The following is a 25,312-nucleotide window of genomic DNA, read 5'->3' on the forward strand; positions in this document are numbered from 1 at the left end:
GCCAGGGTGATCCGAGCGCTAGCCTACACCGTGATGACCTCGGGGCCGGCGCCCCAGAGTGTACCGGCCAGCGGCGCCCCCCGGGGGCCCGCGCGGGCGCGCGCGCCCCGGGGGGGGGGCCAGCGCGACCCGGTCCGGCCGACGCGGCGCGTCGGCTCCACGGGCGGTGCCCCCGCCGTTCGTATCCCGCCCACCGAAGAGTCCTCCCGCTCGCACCGCTGCTCGAAGCAACGGTAGAGCTTTCAGCGGGGCAGCCGATTGCCAGTTCTGCCCTCCAGCTCTAGTGTGGGGGCAGAATCTGCCAAGGAACGACGAGGGAGCGGCATTGGACGCGGTGGACCTGCAGATCATCCACGAGTTGCAGCAGGACGGCCGGCTGTCCAACCAGGATCTCGCCGACCGGATCAGACTGTCCCCCTCGCCGTGTCTGCGCCGGGTGCGCCGCCTGGAGGAGGCGGGCCTGATCCGCGGCTACACGGCCATGGTGGACCAGGTCGCGTTCGGCCTGCCGATCACCGTCTTCGTACGGATCCGGCTGGAACGCCACACCGCCGAGGCCGTCAACGTGTTCGAGGAGCACGTCGGCCTCATCGAGCACATCCAGGACTGCTATCTGATGGCCGGCAGCAGCGACTACCTGCTCAGGGTCGTGATCGAGAGCCTGGAGGCGTACGAGGCGCTGGTGCGCAACCGGATCCACGCCATCCCCGGTATCGCGTCCATCGAGTCCAGCTTCGCCTTCGGCAGCGTGAAGCAGTCCAGGATCTACCCGCGCCCGACGGCTCCGGGCGGAATCGCTCGGGGCTGAGTTCTCCCGTGGTCCAAAGCCGCCGTCACCGGCCGGCGGCCGGGGCGACCACCCCGGCGCCGGCCGACCGCGTCAGAGGCCGAACTCCTGCGGGGAGACGCCGAGTGCCGCGCACGCCTCCCGGAGGACCTGCTCCTCGGCCGGGGCGATGTAGCCGTCCGCGCCGGCGACGACGAAGCCGGTCTGCACGACCGCCTTGGCCTCCACGGGCTTCTTCGCCGCCTTGGCGATCTCCTGCAGGGCCTCCGTCCTGCCCTGCTGGAAGTTGTACGTCAACTGGTCGACGTGCTTGTTGAACCGCTGCCGCAGCTGGTCGGGCGGGAAGTTCCGCAGGACGTCGTTCTGCAGGATGAGCGACTCCACATGCTGCCGCTCCACCGGATCGACCGACCCGTCGGCGGCCGCGACCAGCGCGCACATGGCCATGCTCGCGTCCCGGTAGGCGCCGCTCTTGAGCTCCGTCTTCAGGGAGGCGAGCTGGGTCTTGAGGACGCCGACGAGCTGGGCCTTCGATCCTCCGCGCGACCCCGCGCCCGGCTGTCCGTGGCCTCCGGCGCTCCGTGCTCCCTGCGCCTGCTGCTGGAGCCCCTTGGCCTGGTCCTTGATCCGGTCCCACATCGCCATCCGTGCCACCTCGGCTAGCCGTTCGTCCGCACACGCGTGTTCCGCGCGTCCCCCTGGAAACGGCTGCCGGCCCTTCCGAGTTCCCCCGCCGGGGCTACGAGGCGCGGACCGCCAGGGCGAAGGCCCGGTACGCCTCCTCGTCGAAGAGGACGAACCTGACCTCCTCGACGGCGGTCTCCGTGCTCCGCACGGTCTCTACGGCGATGCGGGCGCCGTCGTCCATGGGCCAGCCGTAGATCCCGGTGGAGATGGCGGGGAAGGCGACGGTACGGGCGCCCAGCTCGTCGGCCACCCGGAGGGCCTCGCGGTAGCAGGAGGCCAGCGACTCCGACCGGTCCTCGTCCCGGGACCAGACCGGGCCGACGGTGTGGATCACCCAGCGCGCGTCGAGCCGTCCCGCCGTCGTGGCGACCGCCTTGCCGGTGGGCAGGCCCTTGCCGTAGTGGCCGGCTCTGAGCGCGCGGCACTCCGCCAGGATCTCGGGGCCGCCCCTGCGGTGGATCGCGCCGTCGACGCCGCCCCCGCCGAGCAGGGAGGAGTTCGCCGCGTTGACGACGGCGTCGGCGTGCTGGTCCGTGATGTCACCGAAGACGAGGACGAGGGACGGCTTTGTGCTCATGGAGCCATCATCGCGCCGTCCTCGCGACGACGCCCTCGGGATTTCGTACGGCAGGGACGGCCGCCGGCACCTCGGGCAACCGCCGAGGCCCGTACGGACACCGCCCGCCGTACGGTCGTCAGTTCCGTGTCGCGCGCAGCCGGCGCCAGACCGCCTTGGCCGCGTTGTGGCCGGACATGCCGTGCACGCCCGGGCCCGGCGGGGTGGCGGCGGAGCAGAGGAAGACCGCCGGGTGCGGGGTGTGGTACGGACGCGGCGACAGCTTGGGGCGCAGCAGCAGTTGGAGTCCGCGGGCCGCGCCGCAGGCGATGTCCCCGCCCACGTAGTTGGCGTTGCGGGCGGCGAGTTCGGGCGGTCCGGCGGTGGCGCGGGCCAGGACCAGGTCGCGGAAGCCGGGGGCGAAGCGCTCGATCTGGCGCTCCACGGCATCGGTGAGGTCGCCCTGCCAGCCGTTCGGCACATGGCCGTACACCCAGAAGGACTGCTTGCCCTCGGGGGCGCGGCCGGGGTCGACGAGGCTGGGCTGGGCGGTGATGAGGAAGGGCGTGCGGGGGGCCGTACCGGAGGACGCCTGGTTCAGCGCGGCGGCGATCTCGCCGCTGGTGGGCCCGATCTGGACGGTGCCGGCCCGGCGGGGTGCCTCCGCCGTCCACGGCACGGCGCCGTCCAGCGCGTAGTCGATCTTGAAGACGCTCGCGCCGTACCGGTAGTGGTCGTAGTAGCCGCCGAAGCCGGCGATCCGGGCGAGGGCGGTGGGCGAGGTGTCGAAGACGTACGCGCGGGCCGGCGGCAGGTCGTCGAGCCGCTTGACCTCGTAGTCGGTGTGGACGGCGCCGCCCAGGTCCTTCAGATACGCGGTGAGGGCGTCCGAGATCGACTGGGAGCCGCCGCGCGGCATCGGCCAGCCGCCCTCGTGGGCGGCCAGCGCGAAGACGAGACCGACCGCCGTGGTGGCGAACCCGCCCAGCGGGGCGATGACATGACCGACGAGTCCGGCGAACAGGGCACGCGCCTTCTCGTCCTTGAATCGGCGCAGGAGCCAGGTCGAGGGCCGCATTCCGTCGAGGCCGAACCGGGCGAGCGTGATCGGGTCCCGGGGCAGCGCGGTGAGCGGCAGGGACATGAAGTCCCGTGCCAGGGTGTCCCACTTGCCGAGGTACGGGGCGACGAGACGGCGGTACGTCCCGGCGTCACGCGGCCCGAAGGAGGCGGCGGTCTCGGCGACGGACCGGGAGAGCACGGCGGCGGTGCCGTCGTCCCAGGGATGGGCCATGGGGAGTCGGGGGTGCAGCCACTCGAGGCCGTACCGGTCCAGCGGCATCGTCTTGAAGACGGGTGAGCCGAATCCCAGCGGGTGCACGGCCGAACAGGGGTCGTGCAGGAAGCCGGGGAGCGTCAGCTCCTCGGTCCTGGCCCCCCCGCCCACGGTCGACCCGGCCTCGAACACGGCGACGGAGAAGCCTCGTCGGGCCAGCTCCACCGCGGCGGTCAGTCCGTTGGGTCCCGCCCCCACGACGACGGCATCGAGCATCGACGGCACCTTCGGACTCCTTCGTCAGCCGATGGCCAAGGCTCCCAGGATATTCCTGGGCCCCTTCGGAGCTCACCGCCCCCGCAGCAGTGTCCGGATCCGGTCCGCGGTGGCCGCATCGCGCGCCGCCGTGAACGGCAGCGCGTTGCCCCCGGTGATGCGGAACGGCTCGCCGGCGACGGTCGTGTGGGCGCCGCCCGCCTCGGTCACCAGGAGCAGTCCGGCCGCGTGGTCCCAGGCGTACTCCCAGGAGAAGGCGGTCGCGTCGAGGACGCCCCGGGCCACGTCCAGATACTCCAGTCCGGCCGAACCGCAGGGGCGCGGGCGGACACCCTCAATGTCCAGGCCGAGCAGGGCCTGCTTCTGGTCCTCGGTGGTGTAGTCGGGGTGGGAGGTGGCGACCTCCAGGACCGCCCCGGGCGCCGGTGAGCCGGAGCGTATCGGCGCTCCGTTGAGCGTCGCCCCGCGTCCGCGCACCGCGACCGCCATCTCGTCCAGAGCGGGCGCGAACGTCCAGGAGGCGAGCAGCTCGCCGCGCCGTGCGAGCGCCACCAGGCTGCAGAAGCCGGACTCTCCGCGCACGAACTGGCGCGTGCCGTCGACGGGGTCGACGATCCAGACCGGAGCCTCTCCCTGCAGCGCCTCGTAGACCGCGGGGTCGGCGTGGACTGCCTCCTCGCCGACGACCACGGAGCCGGGCAGGAGCGCCGTCAGGGACGCGGTGAGATGCTCCTCCGCGGCCCGGTCGGCGACCGTCACCAGGTCGTGCGGTCCGTTCTTCTCGACGATCTCGTGCGCGGCGAGCTGGCGGAAGCGCGGCGTGATCTCGGCCGCGGCCGCCTTGCGGACCGCCTCCTCCACCTCGGTCGTACCACCGGCGAGGATGTGGTCAAGGAAGTCATCGGTCATGCGTCCAGCTAAGCACGTCGGTCTGACATGTCGGCCGTCCGTCCCTTAACCCTCCGTTTCCCCGCGGAGTACGCTTTGGACCGGTTCACCCCTTACGGGGAATCGGGGAGAGGGAGGGTCCGTGCACGGCGAGTACAAGGTTCCGGGCGGCAAGCTGGTGGTCGTCGATCTGGAGACGCGGGACGGCGCCCTCGCGGACGTCCGGGTCGCGGGGGACTTCTTCCTGGAGCCGGACGAGGCGATCCTCGCCATCGACCGCGCCCTGGAGGGCGCCCCTGTCGACACCGACGCGTCGGGGCTCGCGGCCCGGATCGACGCGGCGCTGCCGCCCGGCACGGAGATGTACGGGCTGACCACGGAAGGCATCGGCGTCGCGGTCCGCAGGGCACTGGCGCATGCGACGGACTGGACCGACTACGACTGGCAGCTGATCCACGAGCCGCCCCAGTCCCCCGCCCTGCACATGGCCCTGGACGAGGTCCTCACCGCCGAGGTCGCGGCGGGCCGCCGCCCGCCGACCCTGCGGGTCTGGGAGTGGGGCGCGCCGGCCGTCGTCATCGGAAGCTTCCAGTCGCTGCGCAATGAGGTGGACCCGGAGGCGGCCGAGCGGCACGGCTTCCAGGTGGTGCGCCGCATCAGCGGTGGTGGCGCGATGTTCATCGAACCGGGCAACACCATCACGTACTCCCTGCCGGTGCCCGACGCCCTGGTCCAGGGTCTCTCCTTCACCGACAGCTACGCCTACCTCGACGACTGGGTGCTCGGCGCGCTCGGCGACATGGGGGTCAAGGCCTGGTACCAGCCGCTGAACGACATCGCCACGGACGCCGGGAAGATCGCGGGCGCGGCGCAGAAGCGGATGGTGACGGGCGAGGGCGCCGTCCTGCACCACGTGACGATGGCGTACGACATCGACGCCGACAAGATGACGGACGTGCTGCGCATCGGCCGCGAGAAGCTCTCCGACAAGGGGACGAAGAGCGCGAGGAAGCGGGTGGATCCGCTGCGCCGTCAGACGGGTCTGCCGCGCGAGGCGGTGATCGAGCGGATGATCGGCTCCTTCCGTGACCGGTACGGCCTGTCGGACGGCCGGGTGACGGAGGAGGAGATGGGGCGGGCGAAGGAGCTGGCCGCCGCCAAGTTCGGCACGCGGGAGTGGACGGCCCGGGTTCCATAGCGACGTGCCCTCTCCCGGCCGGGGGGAAGGACGCCGGCCGGGAGAGGTCGTTCAGGGTCGTTCAGTCCGACTCGCGGTCGGCGATCAGAAGTGCGGGTCGAGCAGCGAGCCGAAGGTGTGCGTGCCCCTGGTGAAGGGAAGGTTCGTGTCGTTGAGCACCGCGGTGGCCGAACCGGGCTTGCTCAGGCTGGAGGTCTGGTCGTAGTCACCGTTCCCGGCCACGATGCAGTCGGTCCAGGTGTACGTGCCTGACGCCAGGTAGAGGTCGCGGCTGGGGTTGCGGGCGGCGTCGTAGATCTGCGTCCACGTGTACCAACCCGAGGCCAGGGTCATGCTCCTGCTGACACACGCCTGGTCGTCGGAGGGCAGCGGAATCCCGTCCAGGTACACATTGCGGGTGTTGTACGCCGTGTCCGCGGCGGTCGCCGGGCTCCCGGCGATCGCGACGAGTGCGGTGGCGGTCGCCGCGACGGCGGCCAGCTTGCCGAACTTGCTCATGGCTTCGTTGCTCCTTCAGAGAAGATCAACCGAACTCAACGTGCCCCTGCAGGTGTTGAGGCACCCCTAGGTATATCCCGTTGAGCCCAAGCCGCGCATCACCTTTAGTGAAACCACGCCCCAGAGATTGCCAACTCCATCACTATTGCTCCTGCTTGACGAGCCACGCACCCCAACCAGGTTTCACTTTAGTGAGGATGACCCGCCCGACTGGACCGTCTCCGGCGGGCGGTGGGCGAACCACTTCCGGTCGTCCTCCAGTTGGGCCGCGAGCGAGATCAGCAGCGGTTCGCTGCCCGCCGGGCCGAGGAGCTGCGCCCCGACCGGGAGGCCGTCGGGCGTGAAGCCGGCGGGGACGTTCACGCCGGGCCAGCCGAGGACGTTCCACGGCCAGGCGTAGGGGCAGGCCGATGCCATCGTCAGGTCGGTGCGCCAGGCCGGCATCGCGTCGAAGGTGCCGATCCGGGGCGGCGGCACGGCCGTCGTCGGGGTGAGCAGGACGTCGTACGCGTCGAAGAGCGCGCCGATCCTGCGGTGTTGGTGTGCCTCGCGGGCGCGGGCCGCTCGCAGGAGGCGGCCGCCGAGGAGGTGACCGGTGCGGGCGGCGCTGCGGGTGCGCGGGTCGAGCAGCGCGGGCTCGGGGTGCCGGTCGGCGTACTCGGCGATTCCGGCGGTGGCACGGGGCAGGAAGCTCAGCCCGATGTGGCCATAGCGCGGGCGTGCCTCCTCCACGGTGTGGCCGAGTCCGGCAAGCGCTTCGGCCAGGTCGGCCACGGACCGGCGTATCCCTGCGTCGAGGGGGTTGTACGTGGCGGTGAAGGGCGCCCGCCAGGCGAGCGCGATGCGCAGCCGCCCGGGCTCGCGGCGCGCGGCGCCCGAGGCGTCGACGACGGTCGGCCGGAACCGGTCCCCCGTGTGCGGCCCGGCGACCGCGTCGAGGAGCAGCGCGGCGTCGCGGACGGTCCGGGCGAGCGGGCCGTTGACGGTCAGGCCCTGGAAGCAGTCGTCGTACGGATGGACGGAGACCCGGCCGCGCTGCGGCTTGATGCCGACGAGATGGGTCCAGGCGGCCGGGATCCTGATGGAGCCGGCGCCGTCGGAGCTGAGCGCGGCGGGCACGATTCCGGCGGCGACGGCCGCCGCCGACCCCCCGGAGGACCCTCCGGGCGTGTGGCCGGTGTTCCAGGGGTTGCGGGTGGCGCCGAAGGCGGGGCCTTCGGTGAACGGCCACTGCCCCAGCTCGCAGGCGTTGGTCTTGCCGACGATCACCGCTCCGGCGGCCCGCAGCCGCCGCACGGCCTCGCCGTCCTCGGCCGCGTCGGGGATGTCCCCGGCGCAGCCGAAGCGGGTGGGCAGTCCGGCGACGTCGGTGTCGTCCTTGACGGCGATCGGCACGCCGAGCAGCGGAAGCCTCTCCCCCGCGGCGAGCCTGCGGTCCGCCTCCGCCGCCTCGGCGAGGGCGGCCTCCGGCCGGGTGCAGCGGAAGGCGTTGAGGGTGGGCTGCGTGGCCTCGATCCGGTCGAGCGCGGCCCGGACGACGGCGGTCGAGCCGACCGTTCCCTCCCTCAACTGCCGTGCCTGTTCGGCCAGTCCGGTGTAGTCGGCCGTGGTCACGGCAGCCCCCTCGTCTCGTCGGCTGCCGGAACCCTACTGGAGCGTAACTTCCCTGTCACCACTCTTCCGCCGCCCTGCCATGAGGGCCGTGTAGAGCAGCAGCGCGGTGGCGAGGCCCACGGCCCAGCCGTAGTCGGCGAGCGGTTTCAGGAAGGGGATGAGCCCGTCCTCGGGGAAGGGGCCCTTGCCCGGGGCCGAGTGCGAGCCGCCGACCGCCAGGACACCGCCCACGGCGAAGGCGAGCACGGCGGCGGGGTTCCAGCCGCCCGCGTACCAGTACGGGCCGTCCTGCCGGTACAGCCCGGCGAGATCCAGGACGGTCCGGCGGACGATCCAGTAGTCGGCGATGAGGATGCCCGCCACCGTACCGAGCAGCCCGCCGACCAGGCCGAGCCAGGTGAAGATGTACAGCTCGGGCGTCTCGGTCAGCTTCCACGGCATGATCACGACGCCCACGACACCCGTGATCAGCGCGCCCGTACGGAAGTCGACCACCTTCGGCGCGAGGTTGGCGAGGTCGTACGCCGGCGAGACGACGTTCGCCGCGATGTTCACCGAGATCGTGGCGACGAGCACCGTCACCAGGGCGAAGAGCAGTCCGAAGACGTTGTCCGTCTTCGCGGCGAGCGCGACCGGGTCCCAGACGGGCGCGCCGTATACCGCCTGCGAGCCGGAGGTGACGAGGACGGAGAGCAGCGCGAAGAGCGTCATGGTCGTCGGCAGGCCCAGGGTCTGTCCCCAGATCTGCGCCCGCTGGCCGGCGCCGAAGCGGGTGAAGTCGGGGATGTTCAGGGACAGCGTCGACCAGAAGGCGATCATCCCCATGAGCGAGGGGAAGAAGACGGGCCAGAAGTCGGCTCCCCAGCCCAGCTTCGAGGGCTGGTCGAGCAGCGGCCCCAGCCCGCCCGCCTTGGCGGCGATCCAGACGAGCAGCACGAGCGCGCCGACGATGACGAACGGCGCGGCCCAGTTCTCGAAGCGGCGCAGCGCCTCCATCCCCCGGTAGATGATGGCGAGTTCGAGGATCCAGAAGAGGACGAAGCAGAGCCACAGCGTCCACGGCTGGCCGCCGACCCGTGCCGCCTCGGACCAGCCGCCGAAGATCTTGTCGAGCAGGATGAAGATCCCCTGTCCGCCGATCCAGGTCTGGATGCCGAACCAGGCGCAGGCGACGCCGGCGCGGATGAGCGCGGGCAGGTTGGCCCCGCGCAGCCCGAAGGACGCGCGGGCGAGGACAGGGAAGGGGATGCCGTACTTGGGTCCCGCGTGCCCGGTCAGGAGCATCGGCAGGAGGACGATCACATTGGCCAACGCGATGGTGAGGACGGCCTGTTTCCAGTCCATGCCGAGGGCGACGAGACCTGAGGCGAGCAGCCAGGAGGGGATGTTGTGGGCCATGCCGACCCAGAGGGCGGCGAAGTTGTACGTGGTCCAGCGGCGCCGCTCGACGGGAACGGGCAGGAGGTCGTCGTTGACGAACCGGGGATCCGAGGGGGCCGTACCGGGCGGAAGCTCGACGCGACCGTCGGAGCGAGGGGGTGTTCCGGGTCTTCCGGCGGACGTGGTTGCGGTCATGAGCGGCGGAACCCTTCGTTCGGGGACGGAACGAGGCCGTGCGGGGCGTGGGGGGTTCGGCGGGCGCGGGGGTCCAGCGGGCGTTTTTTGACGATAACAGCGATGCCACCGGCCGCCCTATGGGCCGGACGAGAGCAATGGCCGCACGACAGGACGTTTGCGGGAGGCCGTGCGGGTCAGTCGCGGAAGAGTACGTAGTTCCCCCATCCACCGGAAGTGGTCATTGTGTCGGGCGAGCAGAAAGCAAAGGCGAAGGCCGAGCAGGCGAAGGGCAAGACCCAGGAGACCGTCGGTCGGGCCGTGGGCAACGAGCGCATGACCGCCAAGGGGCGCGCCGAGAAGGCCAAGGGCGACGCCCGCCAAGCCAAGGAAAAGATCAAGGACACGCTCGAGGACTGACCGGCTGTGCGCACGACGTCAGGGCACCGGGAGGCCCATCCGGCCTCCTCGGTGCCCGACGCGTCCTGGTGCCGGCCGGCGATCGCCGGCGAGGTCACCGATGCCCGCGCGCTCCGAACTCGAGCCGTTGCGGCGCGGAGGCCGGCAGGGGGCCGGTGACAGCGGCGCCCGGCCCGGTCACGTCGCAGGAGATGCCGACGCTCTGGCACATGCGATGGGTCCGGGCCACGGCGCTGAGCGACGCCGCCGAGGGGTTGGCGACGGGGAGTTCGACGGTGAGACGGGAAGGCCGGAGGGCGTAGACCAGGGCCTGGATCTGCAGGGCCGCCGCCGCACGGTTCGTGATGTCCAGGTCCCGGAGAATCCGCACGTTCAGGACTCCGTCCTCAACGACATGGCTGATCAGCACGATCTACCTCCAGGGGCTCGGCTCGGGGCTTGCAGCAGTCTGCACGTCCCCGAAGGGCGATCACCGCCGACGCCCTTCGCCGCCCTCCCGTGTGTCACCCGAACCGCCCAAGCACCACGGCGGCGGCGCCGGTCAGCTGAGGACCGGGATGATGTCGGAGCCGTACGCGTCGATCGTCGTCTCCTTCGCGTCGTGCATGGCGTACACCGCGAACTGGTCCACGCCCATGTCCCGCAGCCGCCGCAGCTTCTCGATGTGCGCCTCGGCCGGGCCGAGGAGGCAGAAGCGATCGACGATCTCGTCGGGGACGAAGTCGGTGGACGGGTTGCCGGCGCGGCCGTGGTGGCTGTAGTCGTAGCCGTGCCGGTTCTTGATGTACGCGGTGAGCTCCTCCGGGACCATGTCGGAGTGCTCGCCGTACTTGGCGACCAGGTCCGCGACATGGTTGCCGACCATGCCGCCGAACCAGCGGCACTGCTCGCGGGCGTGCGCCAGGTCGTCGCCGACGTACGCGGGCGCGGCGACGCAGATGGTGAGGGCGTCGGGGTCGCGGCCGGCGTCCGTGGCGGCCTGGCGGACCGCCTTGACCATCCATTCGGTGAGGAACGGATCGGCGAGCTGGAGGATGAAGCCGTCGGCCTTCTGTCCGGCGAGGGCGAGCGCCTTGGGGCCGTACGCCGCCATCCAGACCGGCAGCTTCCCCTCCCGTACCCAGGGGATCCGGATCGGGTTGTCGTCCACGAGCGCCTCGCGGCCCTCGGCGAGGTCGCGGATGACGTCGATGGCCTCCCCCAGCCGGGCGAGGGTGTTGGGCTTGCGGCCGGCGACGCGCATCGCGGAGTCGCCGCGGCCGATGCCGCAGACGGTCCGGTTGCCGTACATCTCGTTGAGGGTGGCGAAGGTGGAGGCGGTCACCTCCCAGGTCCTGGTGCCCGGGTTGGTGACCATGGGACCGACGTGCAGCTTGGTGGTGTGCTCCAGGATCCGGCTGTAGATGACGAAGGGCTCCTGCCAGAGCACGGCGGAGTCGAAGGTCCAGCCGTAGCGGAAGCCGTTGCGCTCCGCCCGGCGCATGAGGCCGACGACCGCCGAGGCGGGCGGGTCGGTCTGCAGGACGAGTCCGAAGTCCACGTCGTTCTCCTAGTTCAGGTACTGGCAGGTGGATCGCGGGGTGAAGACACCGTGTCCGGCGCGGCCGGTGAACTTTCGCTGGTCGATGACGAGTTCGCCACGGGAGAGCACGGTCTCGACCTGACCGGTGACGCTCTTCCCCTCGTACGCCGAGTAGTCGACGTTCATGTGGTGGGTCTCCACCGACAGGGTCTGGACCGCATGCGGGTCGTAGATCACCACGTCGGCGTCCGCGCCCGGGGCGATCGTGCCCTTCTGCGGGTAGAGGCCGAACATCCGCGCCGGGCTGGCGCAGGCGATCTCGATCCAGCGGCGGCGGCTGATGTGCCCGTCGACGACGGCCTGGTGGAGCAGGTCCATGCGGTTCTCCACGCCCGGCAGGCCGTTGGGGATCTTCGAGAAGTCCCCGCGACCCAGATCCTTCTGGCCGGTGAAGCAGAACGGGCAGTGGTCGGTGGAGACGACCTGGAGGTCGTTGGTCCGCAGGCCGCGCCAGAGCGCCGCCTGGTGCTCCTTCGGCCGCAGCGGTGTCGAGCAGACGTACTTCGCGCCCTCGAAGCCGGGCTCCGCCAGGTTGTCCGTGGAGAGGAACAGGTACTGGGGACAGGTCTCGCCGAAGACCGGCAGGCCCATGTCCCGGGCCGCCGCCAGCTCCCGTACCGCCTCGTCGGCGGAGACGTGGACCACGTACAGCGGCGCCCCGGCGACCCTGGCGAGCTGGATGGCGCGGTGGGTGGCCTCGGCCTCCAGGAGGACCTTGCGGACCTCACCGTGGTAGCGGGGGTCGGTCTCGCCGCGGGCCAGGGCCTGTTCGACCAGGACGTCGATCGCGATGCCGTTCTCGGCGTGCATCATGATCAGCCCGCCGTCGACGGCGGCCCGCTGCATCGCCCGCAGGATCTGTCCGTCGTCGGAGTAGAAGACCCCCGGATACGCCATGAACAGCTTGAACGAGCTGACGCCTTCCTGGACGAGCCGGTCCATCTCCTTGAGCGTCGTCTCGTTCACGTCCGACATGATCATGTGGAAGCCGTAGTCGATGGCGCACTTGCCGTCGGCCTTGGCGTACCAGGTGTCGAGTCCTTCGCGCAGGGTGTGCCCGACGCTCTGCACGGCGAAGTCGACGATGGTGGTCGTGCCGCCCCAGGCGGCGGCCTGGGTGCCGGTCTCGAAGGTGTCGGAGGCGAAGGTGCCGCCGAACGGCAGCTCCATGTGGGTGTGGGCGTCGACACCGCCCGGGATGACATAGCGGTCGGTGGCGTCGATGACGCGGTCGGCGGTCCAGCCGGCGGCCGCGTCGGAGCCGTGCGCGGCGAGCGCGGCGATCCTGCCGTCCTCGATCAGGACGTCTGCGTGGATCTCGTCGGCGGCGGTGACGACGAGGCCACCGCGGATGAGGGTGCGGGTGCTCACGGGTTGTCCCCCTCGGTAGGGATGAACTAGAGGGCTCGGAGGGCCTGTTCGAGGATGGCCGCACCCTCTTCGGCCTCGGCGACGGTGAGCGAGAGCGGCGGGGCGATCCGCAGGGAGCTGGTGTTGTGGCCGCCGCCCTTGCCGATGAGCAGTCCGTTCTCGCGGGCCGCCTCCAGGACGGCCGTGGCCGCCGCCGGGTCGGCCTCGTCGGTGCCGGGCCGGGTCAGTTCGATACCGATCATCAGGCCGCGGCCGCGCACTTCCCGTACCGACTCGACGCCCGCGCCGACCGCCCTCAGCCGCTCGATGAGCAGCCCGCCGACGCGGCGGGCGTTGCCCTGGAGGTCGTGTTCGAGCAGATGGCCGAGGTTGGCGAGGCCGGCGGCCATGGTGATCGGCGAACCGCCGAAGGTGGAGATCGAGTTGGCGTCGAGGCAGTTCATGATCTCGGCGCGGGCGACGACTCCGCCGACGGACATGCCGTTGCCGATGCCCTTGGCGAAGGTGAGGACGTCGGGCGGGCCCGCCTGGTCGTGCGCCTGCCAGCCCCAGAAGTGGTCGCCCGTACGCCCCCAGCCGGTCTGCACCTCGTCGGAGATCCAGAGGATGCCGTGCCGGTCGAGGACGCGGCGGAAGGCGGCGTAGAGCCCGTCGGGCGGGGAGGTGAAGCCGCCGACGCCCTGGATGGGTTCGGCGATGAGCGCGGCGACGTCCCGCGTGTGGCCGAGCAGGTCCTCCAGGTCGGCGACGCATGCCTCGATGAAGCGCTCGTCGGTGTACTGCGCGTACGGTCCGCGGGTGCGGACGCCGCCGTGCACGTACAGGGTCTGGAGCGGGGAGAGGGCCGTCGGGGACCAGGCGCGGTTGCCGGTGATGCCGACGGTGGAGAAGGAGCGGCCGTGGTAGCTGTTGCGCATCGCCAGGATCTGGTTGGAGCGGCGGTACGCGGTGGCGAGCAGCAGGGCCGTGTCGTTGGCCTCGGTGCCGGAGGTGGTGAAGAAGACCCGGGCGTCGGGGATGCCGGAGAGGGTGGCGATCCGCTCGGCGAGCTCGACCATCGGCCGGTTCAGGTAGAGCGTCGAGGAGTGGATGATCCGGCCGGCCTGTTCGGCGACGGCCTTGGTGACCTCGGGCAGTGCGTGCGCGGTCATGGTGGTGAGGATGCCGCCGAAGAAGTCGAGGTACCGGTTCCCTTCGGCGTCCCAGACGTGGCGGCCCTCGCCGTGGGTGATCTCGATGGGGTCCTGGTAGTAGAGGGCGACCCAGTCGGGGATGACGGCGCGGTGGCGGTCGTAGAGGTCGTTCACGGCTGCACCAGCCCGTCGTAGGCGTCGGGGCGGCGGTCTCGGTAGAAGGCCCATTGCTGCCGGACCTCCTCGATGACGCGGAAGTCCAGGTCGCGTACGACGAGTTCCTCGGTCTTGTCGGAGGCGACGTCGCCGACGAACTGCCCGCGGGGATCGACGAAGTAGCTGGTCCCGTAGAAGTCGTTGTCGCCGTACTCCTCCTGCCCGACCCGGTTGATGGCGGCGACGAAGTACTCGTTGGCGACGGCGGCCGCCGGCTGCTCCAGCTGCCAGAGGTAGGAGGAGAGGCCGCGCGAGGTGGCCGACGGGTTGTACACCAACTGTGCGCCATTGAGGCCGAGTTGGCGCCAGCCCTCGGGGAAGTGGCGGTCGTAGCAGATGTAGACGCCGACCTTGCCGACGGCGGTGTCGAACACCGGCCAGCCCGCGTTGCCCGGGCGGAAGTAGTACTTCTCCCAGAATCCCTTGACCTGCGGGATGTGGTGCTTGCGGTACTTGCCGAGGTAGGAGCCGTCGGCGTCAATGACGGCGGCGGTGTTGTAGTAGAAGCCGGCGTCCTCGACCTCGAAGACGGGGACGACGATCACCATGCCGGTCTCGCGGGCCAGCTCCCTCATCCGCGTGACGGTCGGCCCGTCCGGGACGGGCTCGGCCCAGCGGTAGTGCTCGGGCTCCTGCACCTGGCAGAAGTAGGGGGCGTTGAACACCTCCTGGAACCCGATGACCTTGGCACCCTGCCGGGCCGCCTCGCGGGCGTGCTCCTCATGCTTGGCGATCATGGATTCGGTGTCGCCGGTCCAGGTCGCCTGGACGAGTGCGGCGCGTACGACGTCGGTCATGAGCTGCTCCTTCGGCGCGGCGTCAGAGAGCCTCTACGCACGTAGACACGGTGCGTAGGAGGAGAACGTAAGCCCCGTCCCATCCCGGAGCAAGACCACCGCCGGGAACCGCCGGAGTCGATCATGATTCGTACCCGAGTGGTCCACGTCGGACACGCACCGACACGTCCCGTTCCTCAACGGTACGTGTCGGTACGCGTCGGCGGCCGCGGTACGCGCCGGTGGTGACCGCCTTTCGATGGTTTCCGGCGCCCCGCGGTGCCGTCCGGCGGCGCTTTCCGTACGTCAGGCTCCGGCGAGTCCCGCGACGCGCAGCGCATGCACCAGGTCCCGTTCGCCGCCCGGGGACACCGCGCGGGCGGCTTCCAGGAGTTGCGGTACGAGGCCCTGCGGGTCGGCGGCGGCGAGCCGGGCGGCGTCCTCCGGGGTGCGGACCCGCACGAACGCGGCGAGCAGCGCATGCGCCTCGCGATGATGGCCCTCGGCGCGCAGGGCGGCACAGGCTCCGGCGAGCTCCTCCACGGGGCGGGCGACGCCCTGGCGCAGCAGTTGGTCGCAGTCCTGGCCCCGGCCCGCGTCGGCGAGCGCGCCCGCGACGGCCGCGAGCCGACCGGGCGGCAGCGAGGCCGCCTCCCAGAGCAGGGTGGCCCAGTCGGCGTCGAGGCCGGCGCGGTGGAGTTCGGCCGCGAGCGCGGGCAGCCAGGCGGGCGGCCCGGCGGCGGCCTCGCAGAGCAGTGTGTGCGCCTCGCCGCCGCGGCCCTGGGAGCGCAGCCGCTGAAGGGCGTAGACCGCGTTCCCGGCGGCGCGGGCCGCGTCCTCGGCGACCTTCGGCGAGGTGACACGGGGAGCCGGGGCGGGCGGCGCCTCGGCACCGCCGAAACGGGCGCCGCGCGGAGCCGCCCCGGCCACGGGCAGGTCGGGCACGGGCACGGCCTCCGGGGCTTCCTCGACCTCGTCCATCCACGCGTACCGGGCGCCCCGGGGGCGCCGCTTGGCGGCGGGACCCTTCCGGGAGGGTGGGGGCTGCGCGGCGACAGGGGCGGGCTCGGGGTCCGTACGGAGCGGCGGGCCTGCGGCGGCCCACACCGGGCCGCGCCCGCCCTCCGCTCCTCCCGTCAATCGGGCCAGGCGGCCGGTCAGTTCGGCGATGCGGGCGGTCGCACGGGAGTGGTCGTCCTGGGCCCAGGCCAGGTCGCCGCTCAGCACGGGCGCGTCCGGAGAGGCCGGGTCGGCGCGCAGCCGGGCGTCGAGGTCGCGGGACCGGCTCTCGGCGAACTGCCGCTCCCGCGCCATCAGCGTCAGCCGCTCGCGCAGCGCCTCCGCACCGCCGGGCAGCCGGTCGTGGGCGGCGGCCGCCGCGGTGTGCAGCGCCCTCGCCCGGGCGGCCCCGGGGCCGGTGCCCGCCTCGCCCAGGTCCTGCAGCAGGGACTCGACGACGTCCCAGGGCAGGATCTCCGTACCGTCGAAGCAGGAGCGCAGCCCCTCGGGGTCCCGGCTCGCGAAGACTCCGTACCAGCCCTCGCCCGGCCGCAGACGGGCCACCATGTCTCGCAGGTGGTGCGCGAACGCACTGACCTCTGCCGGGAGTTGATACACCGTCATATCGCCCGCACCGCCCGCGCACTCGACTGGAAGCTTCCGGTCCGCGGCTATTCGACCCCAGTCGTGTTACGGCACGGCTACAGACTGTTTTCACGCAGGGCCCGGCTGTCGCGCGATCGGGTCAGAAACGCACGGCGATCCCGGTGTGCGGCCGCTTGCCGAGCCGCGCGATCGTGGCGGGCCAGTCGACGAGCCAGTACTGCCACGTGTACTTGCGGGAGAGCAGCTTGCGCACCCGGCGCAGCTCGTCCCCTTCCAGCAGCCGGGCGGTCCCCTCGGTCCGCACGGCGCCCTCCGGAACGTTGCCGCGCAGGTCGCAGACGGCGACCACGACCCGAGGGTCGTTCCTCAGCCGCTTGACCTTCCAGGAGTCGGTGCGCGTCCACGCGAAGAGCTCGTCGCCCTCCACGGCGTACCAGACCGGCGTCGCCACCCCCGTCCCGTTCTTCCGGAAGGTGGTGAGACTGACGTAGCGGCCGCGCCGCAGCTCCTCGGGCATCATGCGGCCGAGCCTACGCAGACTCCCGACCGCCCTCGTACGCGGCCCTGGCCTCGGCGATCTCGGGTACATGGGCCCGGGCCCAGGCGCAGGCCGTGTCCAGCGGCTCCAGCAGCGAGCGGCCGAGAGCGGTCAGCGCGTACTCGACCCGGGGCGGGTTCTCGTCGTGGACGGTCCGGGTGACGAAGCCGTCGCGCTCCATGGCCCGGAGGGTCTCCGTGAGCACCTTGGGCGTGATCCAGTGCAACGGGACGCGCAGCTCGGAGAAGCGCCGCGGCTGCCCGCCCTCCAGGCAGCGCAGCACCATGGCCGTCCACTTGCCGCCGACCCGTACGGGCTGCGCGCGCTCGGAGCAGTCGGGGTCGTGGAACATCTCGCGACTCAGCGGACGGGGCTCGCTCTCGATCATGCGTCCGACGCTAGCCCAGTACCGTTGAAGTAATCAGGCACCGCCGTTCTACGGTCCGGTCATGAGCGACGACGCGAAGAACATCGACGGCATCAAGAGCATCATCGTCTTCGGGGCGGGCGGCCGGGTCGGCAGGGCCGCCGTGAACGAGGCGGTCACCCGCGGGCACCGCGTGACGGCCGTGGTCCGCGACCCCGCGAAGTACCGCGACCTGGAGGGGAGTTCGGTCAGGCTGGTACGCGGGGACGTGACCGATCCGGCGTCGGTGGCGGCCCTCGCGGCGGGCCACGGCGCGGCCGTGAACGCCTCGGCGCGCCTCGACGTCCCCTCGGAGGAGTACTTCACGGCGGCGGCCCGGGCCCTGGTCACCGGGCTCCACCGGGCAGCCGTGCGACGGCTGTTGACGGTCGGGATCGGGGCGACACTGGAGACCGCTCCGGGCGTGCGGGTGATGGACGGTCCCGAATTCCCGGCGGCCTTCCGCACGTTCTCGCAGGGGCACGTGGCGGAGTTCGAGCTGCTGGACGCCGAGGCCGGGCCGGAGCTCGACTGGCTCATGGTGGTCCCGCCGCTGGATCTGAACCAGGACGCGGAGCTGACCGGCGGCTACCGGACGGCCGTGGGCACGGTGCTCGACGGGCCCGGACGGATCGCGCATGCGGATTTCGCACGCGCTCTGATCGACGAGATCGACCGGCCGCGCCACAGCCGCGTCCAGCTCGCCGTGTCCGTCTGAAACGGGTCGAGAGGCGGCGGACGCGACCGGCGCGAGGGTCAGACCGGCACCAGCGCGCAGCGCGTGACGATCTCGTCCATCGAGAGGCCCAGGACCCCCGCGAGGGCTGCGACGGTGAAGAAGGCGGGGGTCGGGGCCCGCCCGGTCTCGATCTTGCGGAGCGTCTCGGCGGAGAGTCCGGCGGCCGCGGCGATCTCGACCATGGAACGGCCGCCGCGCGCCTCGCGCAGCAGAACGCCGAGCCGCTCGCCGCGCTCGCGCTCTTCGGGGGTCAGGGGTGTGCGCACCATGGCGACCATTGTAATACCGGTATAGTAATTGGCATGGTCGAGATCAAGACGGACGAATCGGTGCGCGCCATGCGCGAGGCGGGACGGGTGGTGGCCGAGGCGCTGGCGGCCGCACGGAAGAAGGCGGCGCCCGGCGTGAGCCTGCGGGAACTGGACCGGGCGGCCCGGGAGGTCCTCGCGGCGGCCGGGGCCGGCTCGCCGTTCCTGGACTACCACCCCGACTGGGCCCCTGTGCCCTTCCCGGCGGTCGTGTGCGTCTCCGTGAACGACGCGATCGTGCACGGCATCCCGGACGACCGCCGCCTCGTCGACGGGGACCTCGTGTCCGTCGACTGCGGCGCGATCCTCGGTGGCTGGGTGGGCGACTCGGCGATCAGCTTCACCGTCGGCCGGGCCCGCCCCGCGGACACCCGGCTGGTCGACACGGCGTACGCCGCCCTGGAGGCGGGCATCGGCGCGGCCGTCGTCGGCAACCGCATCGGCGACATCGCGCACGCGATCGGCCGTGTCTGCCGGGACGCGGGCTACGGCATCCCGGACGGCTTCGGCGGTCACGGGATCGGCCGCACGATGCACGAGGACCCGGGCGTCCCCAACGAAGGACGCCCGGGGCGGGGGATGCCGCTGCGCCACGGGATGGTCATCGCGATCGAGCCGATGCTGATCGGCGGGGGCGGGGACGACCACTACACGGCGCGGGACGGCTGGACGGTCCACACCATGGACGGCTCCCGCGCGGCCCACGCCGAACACACGGTCGCGATCACCGACGACGGCCCGAGGATCCTCACGGCACCGTAGGCGCGTGCGTGTGGGTGCGGGCCCACAGGCAGGGTCCGTGGGCGGTTGGTCCTGGCGCGGGAGCCGGGCCTCGGCGGGCGAGCCGTCGCCACAGCCCGCCCGCCGTCGCGGCCCGCCCTGAGCCCCCGCCGAGCCGCCGAGCCCGCCCCGCCCGTCCTCGCTACCGCGCCGGCCGCACCACCATCGCCGAGCCGCCGCCCCTGCGCACCGTCTCCGCCGCGGCCACCCAGCGGCCGTCGGGCAGTCGCTGTACGCCGGTCGCCGCCCCGATCTCCGGGTTCTGCCGGAAGCCGTGGCCGATCGCCTCGAGTTCGCCCCTCAGCGGGCTGTTCCAGAGCCCCGGCTCCAGCTCCGTCGTCGTCTGGTTCCGCTGACTGGCGCGCGGGGCCGCGATCGCGTCGACGAGCGGCAGGCCCCGGTCCACGACGCCGGTCAGCGTCTGGATCACGGTGGTGATGATGGTGGCGCCGCCCGGGGAGCCGAGGGCGAGCACCGGCCGTCCGTGTCCGTCGAGCACGATCGTCGGGGAGATCGAGGAGCGGGGCCGCTTCCCCGGGCCCGGCAGGTTCGGGTCGTGGACGGCCGGGTTCGCCGGGGCGAAGGAGAAGTCCGTCAGCTCGTTGTTGAGCAGGAATCCGCGGCCGGGAACGGTGATGCCGCTGCCGCCCGTCGACTCGATCGTCAGGGTGTACGCGACGACGTTGCCCCACTTGTCGGCGACCGTCAGATGCGTGGTGTTCTCACCCTCGTACGTGGTCGGCGCCGCCGTACCCCCGCTCGCGCAGGCCGCCGGATGACGCGGGTCGCCCGGCGCCAGCGGGCTGGTCAGCACGGCGTCGTCGCGGATCAGGCATCCGCGGGAGTCGGCGTACCGCTGCGAGAGCAGCTCGCGCGTCGGCACGTCCTCGAAGGCCGGGTCGCCGACCCAGCGCCCCCGGTCGGCGAAGGCGATCCGGCTCGCCTCGATGAAACGGTGCAGATAGGCGGTCTGCGAGGCGGTGGAGAGGTCGGTCCGTTCCAGGATGTTGAGCGCCTCGCCGACGCTCGTACCGCCGGAGGACGACGGGGCCATGCCGTAGACGTCGAGGCCCCGGTAGGAGATCCGCGTCGGCCGGCGCCGTTCGGTCTCGTAGGCCCTGAGGTCGCGCTCCGTCAGATCGCCGGAGCGGACCACCCGGGTGGCCCCGTCCCGTACGGGAGGCGTGCGGACGGTGTTCACGATGTCCCGGGCCAGCGGTCCCCGGTAGAGCGCGCCGACGCCCTCACGGCCCAGCTTGTCGTACGTACGGGCCAGATCGGGGTTCTTGAAGACGGATCCCACGGCGGGGAGTCGGCCGCCGGGCAGGAACAGTTCGGAAGAGGCCGGGAAGTCCCGGAAGCGGGCCTCGTTGGCGGCCGTCTGGGCACGGAAGGTGGCGTCGACGGTGAAGCCGTCGCGGGCGAGGCGCCCGGCCGGTTCGAGGAGGGTGCGCAGCGGCTTGCTGCCCCAGGCGTCGAGAGCGGTCTTCCAGGTCGCCGGGGTGCCGGGGGTGCCGACGCCCCGGCCGCTGGTCATGCCCTCCTCGAACGGGATGGGCTTGCCGTTCTCCATGAAGAGCCGGGTGTCCGCCGACGCGGGGGCGGTCTCGCGGCCGTCGATCGTGTGGACGGTACGGGTCCTGGCGTCGTAGTGGACGAAGTAGCCGCCTCCGCCGATGCCCGCGGAGTACGGCTCGGTGACGCCGAGGGCCGCGGCCACGGCGACGGCCGCGTCGACGGCGTTGCCGCCCTTGCGGAGCACCTCGATGCCCGCGGCGGAGGCGTCGGCGTCCACGCTGGCGACGGCCCCGCCGTATCCGACGGCGACGGGTTCCTTCACCGATGGCCTCGGGCCGGTCGGTGGCGCCGCCGCGCCCACCGAGAGCACCGTCGCGGCGACGGCGAGCAGAGAGACCTTCCGAGCGGCGGAACGACGCATCCGTACCTCCAGTCAACAACCGTCCGCGCAGCGTAACTTCCGTCCGCCTTCTCGTCAGGACCGCCTCGAACAGCGGTCCGCCGTGCCGCTAACATGCGCGCCCATGAATGAAGACCTGCGCAATGTCGTGCTGGGAGTCCTCGCGACCGGGGTCAGCGGTTCGCTGGGCTGGCTGACCCGGACGTACCTCTGGCGCCGCACGCTCCGGCGCAAGCAGGCGTTCTTCGGGCTGCGCGACGGATCCGAGTGCCTGCTGGTGGTGAACCGGAAGGCGGGCAGCGAGCGGGCGGTGCACAACGTCGACGTATCCGCTCTGCTCGAACTCTCCGCCCTGATCAAGGACTGCGGGGCACGCCCGGAGATAGTCCAGCACGACGAGGCCCGGCAGGGCCTCGGGGACCGCGCGGAGTTCTGCGTCGGCGGCCCGTACTCCAACCGGCGGATGGCCGCCCATCTGTCCTCCCTGCTGCCCGGCCTGACGATGAACGTGGAGTCAGATCCGTTCGAGGACCGGGGCATGATCACGGTCGGGGGCGAGGTGTACCGGTGCGTGAACGGGACGACCGAGTACGTGATCCTCGCCCGTCTCACCGGCGGCGAGGGCGGACGGCCGGTCTTCCTCCTCTGCGGCCAGGCCGCGGTCTCCAACCAGGCCGCGAGCCGCTATCTCGCCCGGCACCACGAGAGGCTGGCGCGGAAGTACGGCTCCGGGCCCTTCGTGCTCCTCCTCAAGGTGGTCAACTCCGATGCGTACGGCCCCGATGTGGTGGAGCTGGTCGCCGATGTCACGCGGGCCGCGACGACGAGAGCCCCGGCTACCGCACCCGAACCGGCAGGGACTTGATCCCGTTGATGAAGTTGGACACGAGCCGCCGGGGCGGGGCGGTGAGGGTCAGGTCCTCCAGCGTGTCCCGTACCTCCTCGTGCAGGACGCGCAGCTGCAGCCGGGCGAAGTGGGCGCCGAGGCAGACGTGCGGTCCTTCGCCGAAGGAGACGTGCGGGTTCGGTGTCCGGTCCAGGTCCAGGCGGTGGGGGTCGGTGAAGACGCGTTCGTCGTGGTTGGCGGAGGCGTGGAAGACGACGACCTTGTCGCCGGCGGCGATGGGCCGACCGGCGAGTTCGGTGTCGCGGACGGCGGTGCGCCGGAAGGAGAGCACGGGCGGGTGCCACCGCAGGAGCTCCTCGACGGCGCGGTCCGTGGTGACGGCCCCGCTCCAGAGCCGTCGGCGTGCGTCGGGGTGTTCGGCGAGGGCGAGCAGGCCGCCCGGGGCGGCGCTGCGGACGGTGTCGTTGCCGGCGACGGTGAGCAGGAAGAAGAACATCTCCAGCTCGGCGGGGAGGAGTTCGGAGGTGGCGAGCGCGGTCATGATGTCGTCGGCGGGGTGCTTCCTCTTGTACGCGGCGAGTTCGCGGGCGTAGTCGAACATCTCGGCGAGCATGGCGGGCGAGCGGGGGTTGACCGGTCGGCCCCGCTCGTCGAGGACGGGCGGCTCGTCCGGGTCCTGGTAGGCGATGACCCTCTCGGTCCAGGTGAGCAGCAGTCCGCGGTCGCCCGCGGGGACGCCGAGCAGGTCGGTGAGGTTGAGCAGCGCGTAGTCGTCGGTCACGGCCCGCACGAGGTCGACCTCAGGGCCCGCGTCGACGGCCGCCTTCAGCAGCTCGCGGGCCCGTGCCCGCGCGGTCCCGGCGAACCGTCCGATGCGGCCGGGTGTGAACGCCCGGCTGGCGAGCCGGCGCAGGCGCCCGTGTTCGGGTGGGTCCTGATTGAGCATCATCCGCCGGATGAAGGGCAGATCGGCCGGGTCCGGGTCACGGATCTGTGTGGCGCCGAGGCATGAGGAGTAATCCGCGGAGTCCTTGAGCACCCGAACGACGTCGGCATGACGCGTGACGGCCCAGAACCCGGGCCCGGGGGGCCAGCCGAGAACGTCGTACTCCTCCTGCCAGGCGACGGGCCGACGGTCGCGCAGGACCCTGAACGCCTCGTGCGGCAACCCGTCGGCGTAGATCCGTGGGTCGAAGACGTCCGGTACCTCGCTGGTGTTCTCCACGCCCCCAGCTTGGGGCGACCGCCGCAGGAACGCCAGATCCGGGGATCACGCCTCCCCGGCGCGGCTCCAGAGGGTCAGATCGCTGCTGGTCGCGACGGCGAGCGTCCGCCCGGAGGGCGAGAAGCCGACGGCCCGCAGCTCGGACCAGCGGGAGTGGAACACATGCCACCACGTCTCGCCGTGCGACCCCCGGTGCATGCTTCCGCCGGTACTGAGCAGGACCCGCTCGTTCGGCCAGTCGGGCCCGACGACATCGACGCTCCAGCCACCGGAGGCGGTGGAGTACAGCCCTCCGCCGTACAGCCCCGCGATCCGCACCCGCGTCCCGGCGAGCGGACCGAGCCCCGGGCAGGAGAGCTCGGGCCCTTCGGGCAGCTCGCCTTCGGGGTCGGGGTGCGGGTCCCGCGCGATCCGCTCCCCGGTGGTGGCGTCGAACAGCCCGTGCCCGGCGTGCGAGACGACCATCACGAGGTCTCCCCCCGCTCCGCGGATCCGGCGCGAACCCGATCCCGACCAGCCCGCCGACGGCCGCGCACGGCTCGAAGACGGGTCGCCATGGCAGCGGCGCCGCGACCTGAGGGGCGGCCAGGACCCGCTCCCGCAGGGTCTGTTGATACGACGTGAGCCCCGGCACCGCCGAGTCGTGGGAGGAAGTGGACATGGCGCCGATCGCAGGGTCGAGGAGCGGTGAGCGGGCCCATCATGCAGGCCGTCGGCATGCCGCCGCGCGCCAGGGTCGCCCATCTCACATCCGACATCGGCGAAATAGTCCACATATTCGGAACCGATTCCGGCCGACGGCACTCTCTCCCCGCGTAAGAGATCACCACCGGAGGTCGTCCTCGTGAAGCGCATACCCGTGCCCGCCCTGCTCGTCACCACCGCACTGACCCTCGCTCTCAGTGCGTGTTCCGGGGGATCGGGTGGAGCGGGCGACGCGAAAGGTGGCGGGCAGGATGCGCCGGCGCCCAAGACTCGTATCTCGGTGAATCCGGCCGGGGCGAACGCCGAGGCGGGCAAGCCCGTCGTCGTCACGCTGGCCGAGGGAGAGCGGCTTCAGCAGGTGAGCGTGACCGATTCCAAGGGCGGGCGGCTCGACGGGAAGGTGGCTGCCGACGGGAAGAGCTGGACCTCCTCCCGTAAGGCCACGCCCGGGACCGCGTACGCGGTCGAGGCGCGCGACACGGCCGGCGGGAGCGCGAAGGCGGAGTTCTCCACCGCCGCCCCCGAGAAGGTCAACAAGCTGACGCTCGCCCCGGGGAAGAACACCACGGTCGGCATCGCCCAGCCGCTGTCGATCGTGTTCGACCACCCGGTGAAGAACAAGGCCGAGGTCGAGAAGCACCTCAAGGTCACGACCTCGAACGACACCGAGGGCTCCTGGGGCTGGATGCAGGACTGGTCGGGCAAGGACCGGGTCGACTGGCGGCCGAAGGAGTACTGGAAGTCCGGCACGAAGGTCACCCTCGACGCCGACCTGAGCGGTACCGACTCCGGCACGGGCGGCTGGTTCGTCCGGGACTACACCACGACCTTCTCGATCGGAAGGAACCAGCTGGTCAAGGTCGACCTCGACAAGCACCGGCTGACGCTGCTCCGCGACGGCCAGGTGGTCCAGGACGTGCCGATGTCGGCGGGGACGCCCGGCGGCGAGAAGGCGTCCTGGCGCGGGAAGACCGTCCTGATGTCCAAGGAGGGCACCATCAACATGCGCTCCGAGACCGTCGGACTCGGCGACGCCTACGACAAGATGGTCGACTACTCGATGCGGCTGACCTGGTCCGGTATGTACGCCCACGCGGCACCCTGGAACGCGGCCTACTTCGGCAGCGCCAACAAGAGTTCGGGCTGCATCGGCATGAGCGACGCGAACGCGCGGAGTGTGTACGACGCGGTGCAGGTCGGCGATCCCTTCGAGATCACCGGCTCGGACGCCAAGGGGACGCAGGCCCTGAACAACGGCTACGGCGAGTGGAACCTCTCGTGGTCCGAGTGGCAGGCGAAGAGCGCCCTGCGCTGATCACCCGTTCAACAATCGTTACCCTCGCGTAACTTACCGACCAGTTACCTCAGGTAAGCCCTGGCGGTTACCGTCGGGTCACTTTCACTGTCCC

At 71.7% G+C, this 25,312-nt stretch carries 25 protein-coding genes and 1 pseudogene; 7 read left to right on the forward strand and 19 right to left on the reverse strand.

Annotated features, from left to right (window positions below):
- Positions 1 to 334 precede the first annotated feature (334 nt).
- Positions 335 to 808 (forward strand): Lrp/AsnC family transcriptional regulator, encoded by a 474-nt coding sequence (locus tag ACFVZW_RS29415; RefSeq protein ID WP_384527518.1) that lies wholly within the window; start codon positions 335 to 337, stop codon positions 806 to 808.
- Between the two features lie 72 nt (positions 809 to 880).
- Here the strand turns inward: ACFVZW_RS29415 and ACFVZW_RS29420 are convergent, their stop codons facing one another.
- From ACFVZW_RS29420 to ACFVZW_RS29435, 4 genes are all read right to left on the reverse strand, one after another.
- Positions 881 to 1,432: a tellurite resistance TerB family protein gene (locus tag ACFVZW_RS29420; protein ID WP_384527426.1), complete on the reverse strand. Its 552-nt coding sequence runs from the start codon at positions 1,430 to 1,432 to the stop codon at positions 881 to 883.
- 94 nt (positions 1,433 to 1,526) lie between these two features.
- Positions 1,527 to 2,051, reverse strand: coding sequence for an O-acetyl-ADP-ribose deacetylase (locus ACFVZW_RS29425; protein ID WP_384527429.1), 525 nt, complete (start codon positions 2,049 to 2,051; stop codon positions 1,527 to 1,529).
- Between the two features lie 118 nt (positions 2,052 to 2,169).
- Entirely contained in the window at positions 2,170 to 3,591 is a 1,422-nt protein-coding gene (locus ACFVZW_RS29430; RefSeq protein ID WP_384527432.1) for a phytoene desaturase family protein, read from the reverse strand.
- A gap of 63 nt (positions 3,592 to 3,654) precedes the next feature.
- Positions 3,655 to 4,491 (reverse strand): inositol monophosphatase family protein, encoded by an 837-nt coding sequence (locus ACFVZW_RS29435; protein ID WP_384527435.1) that lies wholly within the window; start codon positions 4,489 to 4,491, stop codon positions 3,655 to 3,657.
- Positions 4,492 to 4,612: 121 nt separating this feature from the next.
- Between ACFVZW_RS29435 and ACFVZW_RS29440 the strand changes: the two genes are divergently transcribed.
- Positions 4,613 to 5,668, forward strand: coding sequence for a biotin/lipoate A/B protein ligase family protein (locus ACFVZW_RS29440; RefSeq protein ID WP_384527438.1), 1,056 nt, complete (start codon positions 4,613 to 4,615; stop codon positions 5,666 to 5,668).
- 84 nt (positions 5,669 to 5,752) lie between these two features.
- Here ACFVZW_RS29440 and ACFVZW_RS29445 read toward each other — a convergent pair whose 3' ends face one another.
- The 3 genes from ACFVZW_RS29445 to ACFVZW_RS29455 all read right to left on the reverse strand — a co-directional run bounded on the left by ACFVZW_RS29445 (position 5,753) and on the right by ACFVZW_RS29455 (position 9,355).
- Positions 5,753 to 6,166, reverse strand: a complete 414-nt coding sequence (locus tag ACFVZW_RS29445) for a hypothetical protein (RefSeq protein WP_384527441.1) — start codon at positions 6,164 to 6,166, stop codon at positions 5,753 to 5,755.
- A 183-nt stretch (positions 6,167 to 6,349) separates the two neighbouring features.
- Positions 6,350 to 7,780 carry an amidase gene (locus ACFVZW_RS29450; protein WP_384527444.1) on the reverse strand — a complete coding sequence of 477 codons (1,431 nt, stop codon included), beginning with the start codon at positions 7,778 to 7,780 and terminating at the stop codon, positions 6,350 to 6,352.
- Positions 7,781 to 7,813: 33 nt separating this feature from the next.
- A complete protein-coding gene (locus ACFVZW_RS29455; protein ID WP_384527447.1) occupies positions 7,814 to 9,355 on the reverse strand; it encodes an NCS1 family nucleobase:cation symporter-1 in 1,542 nt (513 codons plus the stop codon).
- 225 nt (positions 9,356 to 9,580) lie between these two features.
- Between ACFVZW_RS29455 and ACFVZW_RS29460 the strand changes: the two genes are divergently transcribed.
- Entirely contained in the window at positions 9,581 to 9,754 is a 174-nt protein-coding gene (locus tag ACFVZW_RS29460) for a CsbD family protein (protein ID WP_376430717.1), read from the forward strand.
- Between the two features lie 94 nt (positions 9,755 to 9,848).
- On the opposite strand, the gene ACFVZW_RS29465 is transcribed toward ACFVZW_RS29460, so the two are convergent.
- The 8 genes from ACFVZW_RS29465 to ACFVZW_RS29500 form a co-directional block, all read right to left on the reverse strand.
- Positions 9,849 to 10,163, reverse strand: coding sequence for a hypothetical protein (locus ACFVZW_RS29465; RefSeq protein ID WP_384527449.1), 315 nt, complete (start codon positions 10,161 to 10,163; stop codon positions 9,849 to 9,851).
- A 132-nt stretch (positions 10,164 to 10,295) separates the two neighbouring features.
- A complete protein-coding gene (locus ACFVZW_RS29470) occupies positions 10,296 to 11,294 on the reverse strand; it encodes a TIGR03842 family LLM class F420-dependent oxidoreductase (protein WP_384527452.1) in 999 nt (332 codons plus the stop codon).
- A 9-nt stretch (positions 11,295 to 11,303) separates the two neighbouring features.
- On the reverse strand, positions 11,304 to 12,707 hold the full coding sequence (gene hydA, locus ACFVZW_RS29475) for a dihydropyrimidinase (RefSeq protein ID WP_384527455.1): 1,404 nt from the start codon (positions 12,705 to 12,707) through the stop codon (positions 11,304 to 11,306).
- Positions 12,708 to 12,733: 26 nt separating this feature from the next.
- A complete protein-coding gene (locus ACFVZW_RS29480; RefSeq protein ID WP_384527458.1) occupies positions 12,734 to 14,014 on the reverse strand; it encodes an aspartate aminotransferase family protein in 1,281 nt (426 codons plus the stop codon).
- Complete coding sequence (locus tag ACFVZW_RS29485; RefSeq protein WP_384527461.1) at positions 14,011 to 14,853, reverse strand: nitrilase-related carbon-nitrogen hydrolase; 843 nt, start codon at positions 14,851 to 14,853, stop codon at positions 14,011 to 14,013. The genes ACFVZW_RS29480 and ACFVZW_RS29485 overlap by 4 nt, the downstream gene beginning before the upstream one ends.
- 285 nt (positions 14,854 to 15,138) lie before the next feature.
- On the reverse strand, positions 15,139 to 16,398 hold the full coding sequence (locus ACFVZW_RS29490; RefSeq protein ID WP_384527464.1) for a UL36 very large tegument protein: 1,260 nt from the start codon (positions 16,396 to 16,398) through the stop codon (positions 15,139 to 15,141).
- A 178-nt stretch (positions 16,399 to 16,576) separates the two neighbouring features.
- Positions 16,577 to 16,957 (reverse strand): PPOX class F420-dependent oxidoreductase, encoded by a 381-nt coding sequence (locus tag ACFVZW_RS29495; protein WP_384527467.1) that lies wholly within the window; start codon positions 16,955 to 16,957, stop codon positions 16,577 to 16,579.
- 10 nt (positions 16,958 to 16,967) lie between these two features.
- Positions 16,968 to 17,363: a winged helix-turn-helix transcriptional regulator gene (locus tag ACFVZW_RS29500; protein WP_384527470.1), complete on the reverse strand. Its 396-nt coding sequence runs from the start codon at positions 17,361 to 17,363 to the stop codon at positions 16,968 to 16,970.
- A 61-nt stretch (positions 17,364 to 17,424) separates the two neighbouring features.
- On the opposite strand from ACFVZW_RS29500, the gene ACFVZW_RS29505 reads away from it, so the two are divergent.
- The gene (locus tag ACFVZW_RS29505) at positions 17,425 to 18,099 is read left to right on the forward strand and encodes an NAD(P)-dependent oxidoreductase (protein ID WP_384527473.1); all 675 of its coding nucleotides are present in this window, start codon (positions 17,425 to 17,427) and stop codon (positions 18,097 to 18,099) included.
- Positions 18,100 to 18,137: 38 nt separating this feature from the next.
- On the opposite strand, the gene ACFVZW_RS29510 is transcribed toward ACFVZW_RS29505, so the two are convergent.
- The gene (locus tag ACFVZW_RS29510; protein WP_362358844.1) at positions 18,138 to 18,389 is read right to left on the reverse strand and encodes a helix-turn-helix transcriptional regulator; all 252 of its coding nucleotides are present in this window, start codon (positions 18,387 to 18,389) and stop codon (positions 18,138 to 18,140) included.
- A 33-nt stretch (positions 18,390 to 18,422) separates the two neighbouring features.
- On the opposite strand from ACFVZW_RS29510, the gene map reads away from it, so the two are divergent.
- A complete protein-coding gene (gene map, locus ACFVZW_RS29515; protein WP_384527476.1) occupies positions 18,423 to 19,190 on the forward strand; it encodes a type I methionyl aminopeptidase in 768 nt (255 codons plus the stop codon).
- A 160-nt stretch (positions 19,191 to 19,350) separates the two neighbouring features.
- Here map and ggt read toward each other — a convergent pair whose 3' ends face one another.
- Positions 19,351 to 21,147, reverse strand: a complete 1,797-nt coding sequence (gene ggt / locus ACFVZW_RS29520) for a gamma-glutamyltransferase (protein ID WP_384527479.1) — start codon at positions 21,145 to 21,147, stop codon at positions 19,351 to 19,353.
- A 103-nt stretch (positions 21,148 to 21,250) separates the two neighbouring features.
- Between ggt and ACFVZW_RS29525 the strand changes: the two genes are divergently transcribed.
- The gene (locus ACFVZW_RS29525; RefSeq protein ID WP_384527482.1) at positions 21,251 to 21,991 is read left to right on the forward strand and encodes a hypothetical protein; all 741 of its coding nucleotides are present in this window, start codon (positions 21,251 to 21,253) and stop codon (positions 21,989 to 21,991) included.
- Here ACFVZW_RS29525 and ACFVZW_RS29530 read toward each other — a convergent pair.
- Positions 21,963 to 23,198 (reverse strand): cytochrome P450, encoded by a 1,236-nt coding sequence (locus tag ACFVZW_RS29530; RefSeq protein WP_384527485.1) that lies wholly within the window; start codon positions 23,196 to 23,198, stop codon positions 21,963 to 21,965. The genes ACFVZW_RS29525 and ACFVZW_RS29530 overlap by 29 nt on opposite strands.
- A gap of 45 nt (positions 23,199 to 23,243) precedes the next feature.
- Positions 23,244 to 23,859: pseudogene (locus ACFVZW_RS29535) on the reverse strand (hypothetical protein).
- 183 nt (positions 23,860 to 24,042) lie between these two features.
- On the opposite strand from ACFVZW_RS29535, the gene ACFVZW_RS29540 reads away from it, so the two are divergent.
- Positions 24,043 to 25,218, forward strand: a complete 1,176-nt coding sequence (locus ACFVZW_RS29540; protein ID WP_384527489.1) for an Ig-like domain-containing protein — start codon at positions 24,043 to 24,045, stop codon at positions 25,216 to 25,218.
- Positions 25,219 to 25,312: the final 94 nt, after the last annotated feature.

Origin of the sequence: Streptomyces sp. NPDC059567 (assembly GCF_042735655.1) — a bacterium.
Lineage (GTDB): Bacteria > Actinomycetota > Actinomycetes > Streptomycetales > Streptomycetaceae > Streptomyces.

What these genes read in the sequence shown, in the direction of transcription:
- ACFVZW_RS29500 (WP_384527470.1), bottom strand. Translation starts at nt 17,363, where the DNA reads ATGATCGAGAGCGAGCCCCGTCCGCTGAGTCGCGAGATGTTCCACGAC.
- ACFVZW_RS29495 (WP_384527467.1), bottom strand. Translation starts at nt 16,957, where the DNA reads ATGATGCCCGAGGAGCTGCGGCGCGGCCGCTACGTCAGTCTCACCACC.
- ACFVZW_RS29435 (WP_384527435.1), bottom strand. Translation starts at nt 4,491, where the DNA reads ATGACCGATGACTTCCTTGACCACATCCTCGCCGGTGGTACGACCGAG.
- ACFVZW_RS29455 (WP_384527447.1), bottom strand. Translation starts at nt 9,355, where the DNA reads ATGACCGCAACCACGTCCGCCGGAAGACCCGGAACACCCCCTCGCTCC.
- ACFVZW_RS29485 (WP_384527461.1), bottom strand. Translation starts at nt 14,853, where the DNA reads ATGACCGACGTCGTACGCGCCGCACTCGTCCAGGCGACCTGGACCGGC.
- ACFVZW_RS29505 (WP_384527473.1), top strand. Translation starts at nt 17,425, where the DNA reads ATGAGCGACGACGCGAAGAACATCGACGGCATCAAGAGCATCATCGTC.
- ggt (WP_384527479.1), bottom strand. Translation starts at nt 21,147, where the DNA reads ATGCGTCGTTCCGCCGCTCGGAAGGTCTCTCTGCTCGCCGTCGCCGCG.
- ACFVZW_RS29425 (WP_384527429.1), bottom strand. Translation starts at nt 2,051, where the DNA reads ATGAGCACAAAGCCGTCCCTCGTCCTCGTCTTCGGTGACATCACGGAC.
- ACFVZW_RS29445 (WP_384527441.1), bottom strand. Translation starts at nt 6,166, where the DNA reads ATGAGCAAGTTCGGCAAGCTGGCCGCCGTCGCGGCGACCGCCACCGCA.
- ACFVZW_RS29510 (WP_362358844.1), bottom strand. Translation starts at nt 18,389, where the DNA reads ATGGTGCGCACACCCCTGACCCCCGAAGAGCGCGAGCGCGGCGAGCGG.
- ACFVZW_RS29490 (WP_384527464.1), bottom strand. Translation starts at nt 16,398, where the DNA reads ATGGTGGCCCGTCTGCGGCCGGGCGAGGGCTGGTACGGAGTCTTCGCG.
- map (WP_384527476.1), top strand. Translation starts at nt 18,423, where the DNA reads ATGGTCGAGATCAAGACGGACGAATCGGTGCGCGCCATGCGCGAGGCG.
- ACFVZW_RS29525 (WP_384527482.1), top strand. Translation starts at nt 21,251, where the DNA reads ATGAATGAAGACCTGCGCAATGTCGTGCTGGGAGTCCTCGCGACCGGG.
- ACFVZW_RS29420 (WP_384527426.1), bottom strand. Translation starts at nt 1,432, where the DNA reads ATGGCGATGTGGGACCGGATCAAGGACCAGGCCAAGGGGCTCCAGCAG.